11 protein-coding genes are annotated in these 12,244 nt (G+C 61.5%); 3 read left to right on the top strand and 8 right to left on the bottom strand.

Annotation, left to right across the window (positions count from 1 at the left end; translation table 11 throughout):
• Nucleotide 1 precedes the first annotated feature (1 nt).
• From hda to Q8M42_RS01665, 3 genes are all read right to left on the bottom strand, one after another.
• Nucleotides 2-706, bottom strand: coding sequence for a DnaA regulatory inactivator Hda (gene hda, locus Q8M42_RS01655; RefSeq protein WP_304870678.1), 705 nt, complete (start codon nucleotides 704-706; stop codon nucleotides 2-4).
• Nucleotides 703-1,794 (bottom strand): AI-2E family transporter, encoded by a 1,092-nt coding sequence (locus tag Q8M42_RS01660; RefSeq protein ID WP_304870681.1) that lies wholly within the window; start codon nucleotides 1,792-1,794, stop codon nucleotides 703-705. Before Q8M42_RS01660 ends, hda begins: the two co-directional genes overlap by 4 nt.
• A 125-nt stretch (nucleotides 1,795-1,919) precedes the next feature.
• Nucleotides 1,920-2,960, bottom strand: coding sequence for a DUF2066 domain-containing protein (locus Q8M42_RS01665; RefSeq protein ID WP_304870682.1), 1,041 nt, complete (start codon nucleotides 2,958-2,960; stop codon nucleotides 1,920-1,922).
• A gap of 318 nt (nucleotides 2,961-3,278) precedes the next feature.
• On the opposite strand from Q8M42_RS01665, the gene purM reads away from it, so the two are divergent.
• From purM to Q8M42_RS01680, 3 genes are read left to right on the top strand one after another with little or no spacing between them, the layout of a single operon-like run.
• On the top strand, nucleotides 3,279-4,337 hold the full coding sequence (gene purM, locus Q8M42_RS01670) for a phosphoribosylformylglycinamidine cyclo-ligase (RefSeq protein WP_304870684.1): 1,059 nt from the start codon (nucleotides 3,279-3,281) through the stop codon (nucleotides 4,335-4,337).
• 11 nt (nucleotides 4,338-4,348) lie between these two features.
• A complete protein-coding gene (gene purN, locus Q8M42_RS01675) occupies nucleotides 4,349-4,999 on the top strand; it encodes a phosphoribosylglycinamide formyltransferase (RefSeq protein WP_304870685.1) in 651 nt (216 codons plus the stop codon).
• Between the two features lie 8 nt (nucleotides 5,000-5,007).
• Nucleotides 5,008-5,724 carry a DUF3108 domain-containing protein gene (locus Q8M42_RS01680; RefSeq protein ID WP_304870687.1) on the top strand — a complete coding sequence of 239 codons (717 nt, stop codon included), beginning with the start codon at nucleotides 5,008-5,010 and terminating at the stop codon, nucleotides 5,722-5,724.
• A 165-nt stretch (nucleotides 5,725-5,889) separates the two neighbouring features.
• Here Q8M42_RS01680 and Q8M42_RS01685 read toward each other — a convergent pair whose 3' ends face one another.
• The 5 genes from Q8M42_RS01685 to cysM all read right to left on the bottom strand — a co-directional run bounded on the left by Q8M42_RS01685 (nucleotide 5,890) and on the right by cysM (nucleotide 12,123).
• Nucleotides 5,890-6,429 carry a DUF2058 domain-containing protein gene (locus Q8M42_RS01685; protein ID WP_304870689.1) on the bottom strand — a complete coding sequence of 180 codons (540 nt, stop codon included), beginning with the start codon at nucleotides 6,427-6,429 and terminating at the stop codon, nucleotides 5,890-5,892.
• Nucleotides 6,430-6,568: 139 nt separating this feature from the next.
• Nucleotides 6,569-7,399, bottom strand: coding sequence for a nucleoside triphosphate pyrophosphohydrolase (gene mazG, locus Q8M42_RS01690; RefSeq protein WP_304870691.1), 831 nt, complete (start codon nucleotides 7,397-7,399; stop codon nucleotides 6,569-6,571).
• A gap of 87 nt (nucleotides 7,400-7,486) precedes the next feature.
• On the bottom strand, nucleotides 7,487-9,730 hold the full coding sequence (gene relA, locus Q8M42_RS01695) for a GTP diphosphokinase (RefSeq protein ID WP_304870693.1): 2,244 nt from the start codon (nucleotides 9,728-9,730) through the stop codon (nucleotides 7,487-7,489).
• A 129-nt stretch (nucleotides 9,731-9,859) separates the two neighbouring features.
• Complete coding sequence (gene rlmD, locus Q8M42_RS01700; RefSeq protein ID WP_304870695.1) at nucleotides 9,860-11,212, bottom strand: 23S rRNA (uracil(1939)-C(5))-methyltransferase RlmD; 1,353 nt, start codon at nucleotides 11,210-11,212, stop codon at nucleotides 9,860-9,862.
• Nucleotides 11,212-12,123, bottom strand: coding sequence for a cysteine synthase CysM (gene cysM / locus Q8M42_RS01705; RefSeq protein ID WP_304870697.1), 912 nt, complete (start codon nucleotides 12,121-12,123; stop codon nucleotides 11,212-11,214). Before cysM ends, rlmD begins: the two co-directional genes overlap by 1 nt.
• Nucleotides 12,124-12,244: the final 121 nt, after the last annotated feature.

The following is a 12,244-nucleotide window of genomic DNA, read 5'->3' on the forward strand; positions in this document are numbered from 1 at the left end:
TTTACCAGCCGAGGGTTTCTTTAAGAAAGGGGATGGTCAGCTTGCGCTGGGCTTGCAACGACGCCTGATCCAGGCGCTCAAGCAAATCGAACAAGGCGCTCATGCTGCGCTCGCCACGGGTGAGGATAAAACGCCCGACATCATCACTCAGGTGCAGCCCGCGGCGTGATGCGCGCAGTTGCAAGGCACGCAATTTGTCCTCGTCGGACAGTGATTGCAGTTGAAACACCAGTGCCAAGGTCAGGCGCGATTGCAGGTCAGCCAGTTGCACTGGTAACTCGCGTGGCGAACTGCTGGCAGCCAGCAACAGACGCCGGCCGCTGTCGCGTAGACGGTTGAACAGGTGAAACAACGCCTCTTCCCAGTCACTGCGTCCGGCCACCGCATCCAGATCATCCAGACAAACCAGCTCGCACTGCTCCAGATTGTCGAGTAGCGCAGGGCCGTACTCGACCACCTCGGCCAGCGGCAGATACACCGCTGGCTCGCCGCGCTGCTCAAAGCGCAGACAAGCCGCCTGTAGCAAATGACTGCGCCCCACGCCCTCGCCACCCCACAGATAAATCAGGCTTTCCGTCCAGCCGGCATCGGCCTCGCACAGACGCTCGACATAGCCAAGCGCCGCAGCGTTGGCTCCGGGGTAGTAATTGGCGAAAGTGGCGTCGTCACGCAGACGCACGCCTAAAGGCAGTTGTATGGGTGTCATGCTGGGTTGGGCGGCTCGTCGGAACCGCTGGCTGGCTCACCGTAAAGATCGGAAAGTTTATAGAAATCATGCAGATGACGCACTAACACCATGATCACTGCCGCCACCGGCAGGGCCAGAAGGATGCCGGTAAAGCCGAACAGTTGGCCGCCAGCCATGATCGCGAAGATCACGGCAACCGGGTGCAAACCGATACGATCACCCACCAGCATCGGTGTCAGCAGCATGCCTTCGAGCATTTGCCCGACGATAAAGACTGCGGCGATGGCCACCAGAGGGTAAGGGTCCATGCCGAACTGAAACAGGCCGGCCGTCAGCGCCGCGCCGATGCCGACCACCACGCCGAGGTACGGCACAATGCTGGCCAAGCCGGCCAGCACGCCGATCAGCAGCCCGAGTTCCAGGCCGATCACCATCAGGCCGGTGGCATACATCACACCCAGCGCCAGCATCACCAGTAACTGGCCGCGCAGGAAGGCGCCGAGTACTTCGTGACACTCGCCGAACAGCTGCACAACCAGGCCTTCACGGCCACGCGGCAGCAGGCTGCGCAGTTTGGCGACCATCAGGTCCCAATCACGCATCAGGTAGAAGCTCACCACCGGAATCAGCACCAGATTGGCCAGCCAGGCCAGCAGCGCCAGACCTGAAGAGGTGGCCGTAGACAGCAGCATGCCAACGATATCGGTGGTTTTACCCAGTTGCCCGGACAATGCGGTTTTCAGTTGATCAAAACGCCAGAAGCCTTCGCTCAAGCCCAGCTTGAGTTGAATCCATGGCAGGGCCTGGTGCTGCGCCCAGTCGAGCATCTCTGGGACCAGCTCGTAGAGGCGTACCAGCTGCTTGCCCAGCATGGGCACCAACACCAGTAGCAGGATGGCCATGACCAGGGTAATCAATGCAAAGACCACTACCACACCCCAGGTCCGCGACAGCTTCCAGCGTTCCAGGCGGTCGACCAGCGGGTCGCCCATATAGGCCAGCAGCACGCCGATCAGAAATGGCGAAAGAATCGGCGCCAGCAGGTACAACAGGCCGCACAGCAACAGCGCCCCGACTATCCATATCCAACGATGCGAATCGATCATGCCCAGCGCTCCATATGCCAACGTTTTATCCAGAAAATCCTCAACCCGCGAGGCCCGCTATATAAGAAAACCGCAGCTCGGTAGCTGCGGTTTTCAAGTCAGGACACGGGTGCAATCAGCGCAGTCTACCAGCGAAACCTCAGTACATTGTCACGCGGCGCAGCAGGCTCAGCGCCAGGGGCTGGCGGCGTAACCGACTGGCTGGCATCGACCACTGGGGCTTCTGCCGGCACTTCCTGCAAGCGCGCCAGGCTAAGCTGCGCACGCAACTGCTCGGCATTGGCATTCACGGCAAAGGTCAGCGTGTCACCCTGCACCTTGCGCAGTTGCGCGGCGAACGGCTCAAGAATGCGCTGCAACTCGGCGTAGCGTGCCAGGTCGACGCCCTGCACTTGCACCGTCAAACCAGTGGCGGTACCGGCAGCCACAATAAAACGTGGTGCCAGACGCTGGTGGACGGCCAACAGGATGGCATCGGCCAGCGCGGCTTGATCGGCACCCTGCACAGTGCCTTGCTCACGCTCATCACCCAGCCACAGGCGCCACTCGGCCTGCCACTGGCCGTTTGCTTCGCGCGCCATCACTGCCAGCAGGGCATCGGCGGCATAGCGCTCGGAGGCTTCACGCAAGGCGGCCGGATCATTCGCGGTAAGATTTTCCGGCACCGCCACCAGTTGCTCGGCCAGATCGGCCAACGGCAGGCGCAGCGGCAAACCACGGTGCTGCGCGGCCTGATTGAGCGGTGCGGCAGCGGCTTGACCGTCACCGAGCAGACGGCTGCCGTCACTGGCATCACTTAACCACCAGAGCAAGATGCTTGGGCGATTAGCGCCCCACAGCGCCAGGCCCGCCTGACGCAGGCTGCGCTCGGTGCTCAGTGGATCAAAGTCGACCAGCAACTTGTCACCTTCATAGCCGTATTGACTGACGATCTGTTGCGGGTCCTTGCGCAGCGCCACCAGTGCTGGGCTTTGCGCGGCATCGGCCTTGCCGGTCAGGCGCAACACCAGGGTATCCAGCGCGCGGTTCAGGGCGGCAGCGCGCTCTTCCGGTTGCTGGTTGCTGACCGCTTCGCGGACTTGATACAGATCACTCACCGGCGCGGCCAGGGCCGGCAGGCCGGACAGTGACAAACAGGCAAGAAGCAGGCGAGCGGTCAAACGCATGGGTGGATTCTCGACGGGCGGAAAGCGGCGCGTAGGCCAGGTTTAACAACAGTTGCAGCCAAGCCATGCCATATAAGGCAGGCGGCGCTGGCTCAAGAGTGCGAGTTTAGGTGCTGTTAAGGTGCATTCCCAAGCCCTTTTCAGCCGCAGACTAGCAACAACAGGCAGATTTCGAGCTTAAACAGCCGCCCCAGTACCCGCAACCATCGCGCCGCCTGGGTGGCCGCTGCCGGGTAAGCCTGATAAAATCGCGCGCCTTCGCAGACCGTCGCCACAAGCGACGGTGCCAATCCGAATTTCCCCTAAAGGCCTGGATCTATGAGCAAGCAACCCTCCATCAGCTACAAGGACGCAGGTGTAGATATCGACGCGGGCGAAGCCCTGGTCGAACGCATCAAAGGCGTGGCCAAGCGCACCGCGCGTCCGGAAGTCATGGGTGGGCTGGGCGGCTTCGGCGCGCTGTGCGAGATCCCGGCGGGCTACAAACAACCGGTGCTGGTCTCCGGCACTGATGGCGTGGGCACCAAACTGCGCCTGGCACTGAACCTGAACAAGCACGACAGCATCGGTCAGGACCTGGTCGCCATGTGCGTCAACGACCTGGTGGTGTGTGGCGCCGAGCCGCTGTTCTTCCTCGATTACTACGCCACCGGCAAGCTCAACGTGAACGTCGCCGCCACCGTAGTCACCGGCATCGGCGCTGGCTGCGAACTGGCTGGCTGCTCCCTGGTTGGCGGTGAAACCGCTGAAATGCCCGGCATGTACGAAGGCGAAGACTACGACCTGGCCGGCTTCTGCGTCGGTGTAGTGGAAAAAGCCGAAATCATCGACGGCTCGAAAGTCGCCACTGGCGACGCACTGATCGCCCTGCCGTCTTCCGGCCCGCACTCCAACGGCTATTCGCTGATCCGTAAGATCATCGAAGTCTCGGGCACCGAGATCGAAACCACCCAGGTTGACGGCAAGCCGCTGGCCGACCTGCTGATGGCGCCGACCCGTATCTACGTCAAACCCCTGCTCAAGCTGATCAAGGACACTGGCGCAGTCAAAGCCATGGCCCACATCACCGGTGGCGGCCTGCTCGACAACATCCCGCGCGTGCTGCCAAAAGGCGCCCAAGCCGTGGTCGACGTGGCCAGCTGGACGCGCCCAGCAGTCTTCGACTGGCTGCAGGAAAAAGGCAACGTGGATGAGCACGAGATGCACCGCGTCCTCAACTGCGGCGTCGGCATGGTTATCTGCGTGGCGCAGGATCAAGTCGAGATCACCCTGCAAACGCTGACCGCCGCTGGCGAGCAACCATGGGTGATCGGCCAGATCGGTGCCGCCGCCGAAGGTGCCGCCCAGGTCGTGCTGAACAACCTGAAACAGCACTAATGTCGGCACCGATGCCAACAGACTGCAATGTGGTGGTGCTGATCTCCGGCTCCGGCAGCAACCTGCAGGCGCTGATCGACAGCATCGCCCATGACGGTAATCCGGCACGCATCAGCGCGGTGATTTCCAACCGCGCCGATGCCTACGGCCTGCAGCGCGCCAAACAGGCCGGCATCGCCACCGCCGTGCTCGACCACAAGCAATTCGACGGCCGCGAAGCCTTCGATGCCGCGCTGGTCGAGGCCATTGATGCGTTTAATCCGCAGCTGGTGGTGCTGGCCGGTTTTATGCGCATCCTCACGCCCGGCTTCGTTCGTCATTACACCGGCCGCCTGCTGAATATCCACCCCTCGCTGCTGCCAAAATACAAAGGCCTGCACACCCACCAGCGGGCGCTGGACGCCGGTGACAGCGAACATGGCTGCAGCGTGCACTTTGTCAGCGAGGAACTCGATGGCGGACCACTGGTCGTACAGGCAGTGGTACCGGTACAGTCGGATGACTCGCCGAGCAGCCTGGCGCAGCGCGTGCACGAGCAGGAACACGTGATTTACCCGCTGGCCGTAGGCTGGTTTGCCGCAGGCCGTTTGCAGCTGACAGCGCACGGGGCCATGTTGGACGAGCACCTGTTACCGAGTACCGGACACCTTATTCGAACTTAGGAGACACCATGGGTCGCGCCTTACTGTTCGCACTAACGCTTCTGAGCTTGCCGGCATTGGCCGTCGAGCTGAAACCTTTCTCTGCCAGCTACACCGCCGACTGGAAGCAACTACCGGTCAGCGGCAGCGCCGCACGTAGCCTTGAAGCCCTGGATAACGGGGTGTGGAAGCTGAATTTCGAAGCCTCGATGCTGGTCGCCAGCCTGACCGAACAAAGCACCCTGCGCGTCGACAAGGACGTTTTCCTGCCGCAAACCTACCTGTACGAACGAAATGGCCTGGGCAAAGGCAAGAAGGTCGAGCATGACTTCGACTGGAGCGCCAAGCAGGTAATCGGCAGTGACCGCGACACTCCAGTGCGCCTACCACTGAACCGTGGCCTGCTGGACAAATCGACCTACCAATTGGCCCTGCAGTACGATGTAGCCGCCGGCACCAAGAGCATGAGCTACCAGGTGGTCGATGGCGATGAAGTGGAAACCTACGACTTCCGCGTACTCGGCGAAGAAGTGGTACGCACCAAGGCCGGCCTGATCGATGCGATCAAGGTCGAACGCGTGCGCGACCCGACGCAAAGCAGCCGCAAGACCATCCTCTGGTTCGCCAAGGATTGGCAATTCCTGCTGGTGCGCCTGCATCAGGTCGAGAAAGACGGCAAGGAATACCAGATCATGCTCAAGGAAGGCACAGTTGATGGTAAGCCGGTCGAAGGCCGCCGCGACTGAGCGCACACCGGGTACAAAAAACCGAGCCAGTGGCTCGGTTTTTTATGGCCGGTGATGCGGAGAGAGGCAGTGTGTAGCCTGCGCCAACGCAATCCGGGAAACCTTACCCCGGATTACGCCTAGGCTTATCCGGGCTACCAATGGGTGTTTAAGCGGCGTCCGCCGTCACCACATCAGATCATCCGGCACCTGATAAGCCGCGTACGGATCATCGGCATCCGGGGCTTCGGTTGGGGTATTGAGCAGCACCACACGCTGGGCGTCGCGCTCCTGAATCTTCAGCGCCGCTTCGCGCGGGATCACTTCGTAGCCGCCGCCGTGGCGAACGATGGCCAGCGATCCGCTGCTGAGCTTGTTGCGCATCAGGCTGTTAACCGACAGGCGCTTAACCTTCTTGTCGTCGACGAAGTTGTAGTAATCCTCGGTGGTCAGTTTGGGCAGGCGCGATATCTCGATCAGCTGCTTGATCTGCGCGGCACGGGCCTTTTGCTCGATCTTTTCCTGCTGCTGACGGTTCAGTTCCTGATCGCGCGCGGCCTTCTCGGCCATGGCCTGCTGAGCAGCGAGCTTTTGCGATTCGTCCTTCTCGACCTGACCTTTATGCACCAGGCGCTGCTGTTTCTGCTGCTGTTTGCCGGCCTGCTTGGCCTGCTTTTCGTTGACCAGCCCGGCTTTAAGCAACTGATCGCGTAGTGAGAGAGCCATAACCTACCTTTCCAACCTTCAATATTAAGTGGGCGTACCCAACGCAATCGTGACGCGTTATTCGTAGGGTGGATGACGCTTCACCATCCACCGTGTCCTTGCCAGTGGTGGATGAAAGAAGGCCATCCACCCTACAGACTCAACAACTCGGGGTCTGCTTTTCCAGCTTCTTCGCTTCGCCCCAGAGCGCGTCCAACTCATCCAGGTGGCAATCTTCCATGTTGCGTCCCGCTTCGCGCAATGCCTGCTCGATAAAACGAAAGCGCCGTTCAAACTTGCCATTGGCCGCGCGCAAGGCAGTTTCCGGATCAACTTTCAGATGCCGCGCCAGGTTGCTGACCACAAACAGCAGATCACCGATCTCCTCGCTAATCGCCTCGGGGTCGTTCTCGCTCATGGCTTCGAGCACTTCATCCAGCTCTTCGCGCACCTTGTCGACCACCGGTAAAGCCTCGGGCCAGTCGAAACCAACCTGGGCGGCGCGCTTCTGCAATTTGATCGCCCGGCTGAGCGACGGCAGCGCTGTGGGCACATCGTCGAGCAGTGAGAGTTGCTCAGGGGCTGCTGCCTTTTCGGCACGCTCTTCGGCCTTGATCTGTTCCCAGCGCTGTTTGACCGCCGCCTCTTCCAACTTGGCCACGTCCACGGCGCCATACAGATCGCCATCAGGGAAGACATGGGGATGGCGACGAATCAATTTGCTGGTGATGCCATCGACCACCTGAGCAAACTCGAAGCGCCCCTCTTCGCGCGCCAGCTGGCTGTAATACACCACCTGAAACAGCAGGTCGCCCAGCTCACCGGGCAGATGATCGAAGTCGCCGCGCTCGATGGCATCGGCCACCTCGTACGCCTCTTCGATCGTATGCGGCACGATCGTCGCGTAACTCTGCTTGAGGTCCCACGGGCAGCCGTGCTGCGGGTCGCGCAGGCGGGCCATCAGGTGCAGCAGATCGTCGAGTTGGTACATAGAGTTCCTTCGTAACGTAGCCCGGATGCAATCCGGGAATGCCTGAACGCAATTCCCCGGATTGCATCCGGGCTACGGTCTTGAGACTTAACTGACTCGGTGGCGACGCGCCTCAATAATATTGGGCAGCTGGGAAATACGCCCCAACAAACGCCCAAGCGCATCGAGCCCAGGAATTTCCACGGTGATCGACATGGACGCGGTGTTGTCGTCCTTGTTCGAGCGGGTGTTCACCGCCAGCACATTGAGCCGCTCGTTGAGCAGCACCTGGGTCACGTCACGCAGCAGACCGGAGCGGTCGTAGGCCTTGATGACGATTTCCACCGGGTAGGTCTGCACCGGCACCGGCCCCCAGTTGACCTGGATAATCCGCTCCGGCTCGCGCCCAGCCAGTTGCAGCACCGAGGCGCAGTCCTGACGGTGGATGCTCACGCCACGGCCCTGGGTGATATAGCCAACAATCGGGTCGCCCGGCAGCGGCTGGCAACAGCCGGCCATCTGTGTCAGCAGGTTGCCGACACCCTGAATCTGGATATCGCCGCGCTTGCCCGGCTTGAAGCCCAACGCCTTGCGTGGAATCAGCTCGAGCTGCTCGTTGACCCGATCCGGCTCGACCAGTTGCTGGGCCAGGTTGACCAGCTGCGCCAGGCGCAAATCGCCCGCACCAAGGGAGGCGAACAGATCCTCGCTGGTTTTCAGGTTGGCCTTCTCGGCCAGTTTGTCGAAGTCCACATGCGGCAGTGCCAGGCGCTGCAGCTCGCGCTCCAGCTGCACCTTGCCGGCGGCGACGTTCTGGTCGCGGTCCTGCAGTTTGAACCAGTGAACGATCTTTGCCCGCGCCCGGCTGGTGGTGACGTAGCCGAGGTTGGAGTTCAGCCAGTCGCGGCTCGGCGTGCCGTGCTTGCTGGTGATGATCTCCACCTGTTCGCCAGTCTGCAGGCTGTAGTTGAGCGGCACGATGCGCCCGTTGATCTTCGCGCCACGGCAGTTGTGGCCAATCTCGGTGTGCACGCGGTAGGCAAAATCCAGCGGCGTCGCGCCCTTGGGCAGGTCGATGGCGTGACCGTCCGGGGTAAACACATAGACCCGGTCCGGCTCGATATCCACGCGCAGCTGCTCGGCCAGGCCGCCGATGTCACCCAGCTCCTCATGCCATTCGAGCACCTGACGCAGCCAGGAAATTTTCTCTTCGTAATGGTTGGAGCTGGCTTTGACGTCAGTGCCCTTGTAGCGCCAGTGCGCGCACACGCCCAGCTCGGCTTCTTCGTGCATGGCCTGGGTGCGGATCTGCACTTCCAGCACCTTGCCTTCCGGGCCGAGCACAGCGGTGTGCAGCGAGCGGTAGCCGTTTTCCTTGGGGTTGGCGATGTAATCGTCAAACTCCTTGGGAATGTGCCGCCACAGGGTGTGCACAATACCCAGGGCGGTGTAGCAATCGCGCACTTCCGGCACCAGCACGCGCACCGCGCGCACGTCGTAGATCTGGCTGAACTGCAGACCCTTGCGCTGCATTTTGCGCCAGATCGAATAGATGTGTTTGGCCCGCCCGCTGATGTCGGCTTTGACCCCAGTGGCCTCAAGCTCGGTGCGCAACTGGCCCATCACTTCATTGATGTAGTGCTCGCGGTCCAGGCGGCGCTCGTGCAGCAGCTTGGCGATCTGCTTGTACTGCTCGGGCTCCAGGTAGCGGAAAGACAGGTCTTCCAACTCCCACTTGATATGGCCGATGCCCAGGCGATGGGCCAGCGGTGCATAGATATCGAACACTTCGCGGGCTACGCGCTGACGTTTCTCGTCATCGGCTTCTTTCACCGCTCGGATAGCGCAGGTGCGCTCGGCCAGCTTGATCAGCGCCACGCGCACATCATCAACCATGGCCACGAGCATCTTGCGCAGGTTTTCCACCTGCGCCTGCGAGCCGAGCACCAGGGAATCACGCGGGTTCATCGATGCGCTGATTGCCGCCATGCGCAGCACGCCTTCCACCAGTTTGGCCACCACCGGACCGAAACGCTGATGCACCAGCGCTAACGGCACCTTGCCCTCGCGCACGCAACGGTAGATTACGGCGGCGACCAGGGAGTCCTGATCGAGCTTGAGGTCGGCGAGAATTTCGGCGATTTCAAGCCCTGCGCGAAAACTCGACGCGCCCTCGGTCCACAGATTCTTCGCGGCATTGGCCTGTTGCTCGGCCTCGCGGGCAAACTCGCAGGCCTCGCGCAGGGCTTCGCGATCCAGCGCCGGATCGACACTCAGCACATGCCCGAGCCAGGCTTCAAGGTTGATGCTGCCGTCGTCATTGATCGGCTGATGCGCTCTGACCTGAACCATCTTGCTTACCTTCCCTACGGTGCGCGGCATGCACACCGAACAGTCGCCGCCTTCTATGAGGTGGTCGGTTTAACCACTTAAGGCGCGATCCCTGCGCGCCCCTGCAGCGCCGGGATACGGCGCTTCTATCTACTGCCTAACAAACAGCGCCATCGCTTCGACGTGCGCGGTTTGCGGAAACATATCGAGGATACCGGCACGTTCCAGCCGGTAGCCTTGCGCCAGCAACTCGGCGCTGTCGCGGGCCAGGGTCGTCGGGTTGCACGACACATACAGCACCCGTTTGACGCCCAACGTCGTCATTTGCTTGACCGCCTGCAGCGCGCCATCTCGCGGCGGGTCGAGCAGCACGGCAGCGAAACCGCCCTGGGCCCAGCCGGCCTCGACCAGCGGGTTGGACAGGTCGGCCTGGAAAAAGTGCGCATTGCCCAAGCCATTGCTCGCGGCATTTTCAGCGGCGCGCTCAACCATGGCCTGCACGCCCTCCACCGCCACCAGTTCCCGCACCCGCTGGGCCAGCGGCAAAGCGAAATTGCCCAGACCGCAGAACAGATCCAGCACCCGCTCATCGGCCTGGGGCGCCAGCCAATCCAGCGCCTGCGCGACCATGGCGTCATTCACCGGCTGGTTGACCTGGACAAAATCGCCAGGCCGATACGCCAGATCGAGAGCAAACGCATCCAGGCGATAACTCAGCTGCTGCGCCGGCTCAAACGGCTGGGGCTCGGCCGTGCCGTGCAACCACAGCTGTGCATTCTGCGCAGTGCAGAACGCCTGCAAACGAGCCAGGTCTGCTTCGCTCAAAGCAGCGGTATGCCTTATCAGCACAGCACTGCTGCTGCCACTGAACAACTCGACATGACCAATGGCCTGCGGTTTATCCAGCTCACGCAACACCTGCGGTAACGCGCGCAGGATCGGCTGCAAGGGTTGTACCAGCACCGGGCACTCGCTGATGGCGATAATGTCCTGGCTGGCCGCAGCGCGAAAACCGACATCCAGGCGCTTAGCTTTGTTGTCCCAGCGCACGGCAATGCGCGCGCGGCGACGGTAACCCAGTTCCGGGCCAACCAGCGGCGCGGCCCATTCCTGCGGTTCAAGATTGGCCAAACGGCTGAGCTGCTCGGCGAGCATGCGCTGTTTCAGGGCAAGCTGATCGGCATGGGGCATATGCTGCATGCTGCAGCCGCCGCAGACTTTGGCATGCGCGCAGGCCTCGTTGCGACGCTCAGCGCTGGCAGTGAGGATGCGCTCGACCCGCGCCTCGACCACCTTGCCATGGGCACCGAGCACCCGCGCTTCGATCTGCTCACCCGCCAGTGCGCCGCTGACAAACCAGGTACGCCCTTCGCTGAACGCGATGCCACGGCCATCGTTGGCCAGACGCTCGATGGTCAGTTTTTGCTTCTTGCCCACCGGCACCTGCGGCGCACGGGAACCACCGCTGGGTTGAAAGCGCAGACCGCCGTCTTTCTTGGCCATCAGTTGCTCTGGCCATCAGTGCTCGGGGCGTCGTAAACGCCACTGGACAGGTAACGGTCGCCACGGTCGCAGATGATCGCCACCATCACCGCGTTCTCGACTTCCTGCGACAGACGCAGCAGCGCCGCCACCGAACCACCGGATGACACCCCGCAGAAGATGCCCTCCTCGCGGGCCAAGCGGCGCATGACGTCTTCAGCTTCCTGTTGGCTCATATCAATAATGCGGTCAACCCGCTCGGCCTGATAAATCTTCGGCAAATACTCTTGCGGCCAGCGCCGGATACCAGGAATCGCTGAACCCTCCATCGGCTGCAGACCGACGATCTGCACGTCAGGCTTCTGCTCTTTCAAGAAGCGCGACACGCCCATGATGGTTCCGGTGGTACCCATGGAGCTGATGAAATGGGTGATCTGCCCGCCCGTCTGCTGCCAGATTTCCGGGCCAGTGCTGGTGTAGTGGGCAATCGGATTGTCGCCGTTGGCAAACTGATCAAGCACCTTGCCCTTACCGTCGGCCTGCATTTGCAGAGCCAGGTCACGCGCCTCTTCCATGCCACCCACCAGAATCAGCTGCGCGCCGTAAGCAGTCATCGCGGCCTTGCGTTCAGCAGTGGAGTTGTCCGGCATGATCAGAATCATGCGGTAGCCCTTGATCGCCGCCGCCATGGCCAGAGCGATGCCGGTGTTGCCACTGGTGGCCTCGATCAGCACATCACCGGGCTGGATATCACCGCGCTGCTCGGCGCGAGTAATCATCGACAATGCCGGGCGGTCCTTTACCGAACCTGCCGGGTTGTTGCCTTCCAGCTTCAACAGCAAGGTGTTGCTGGTGTTACCCGGCAGGCGCTGCAAACGCACCAGCGGGGTGTTGCCGATGCAATCGGCGATGGTTGGGTAATGCAGGCTCATGGCGAACGAAATGATCCAGAAGCAAAGAAGGCCGCCATGATAACGGCAAACCTCGCTTGGCCATATAACAGAGCTGATGTAGGCAACAGCATTTGCCATAAGAACAGGTGCAGCCGCTAAA

Origin of the sequence: Pseudomonas sp. (assembly GCF_030684895.1) — a bacterium.
Taxonomy (GTDB): domain Bacteria; phylum Pseudomonadota; class Gammaproteobacteria; order Pseudomonadales; family Pseudomonadaceae; genus Aquipseudomonas.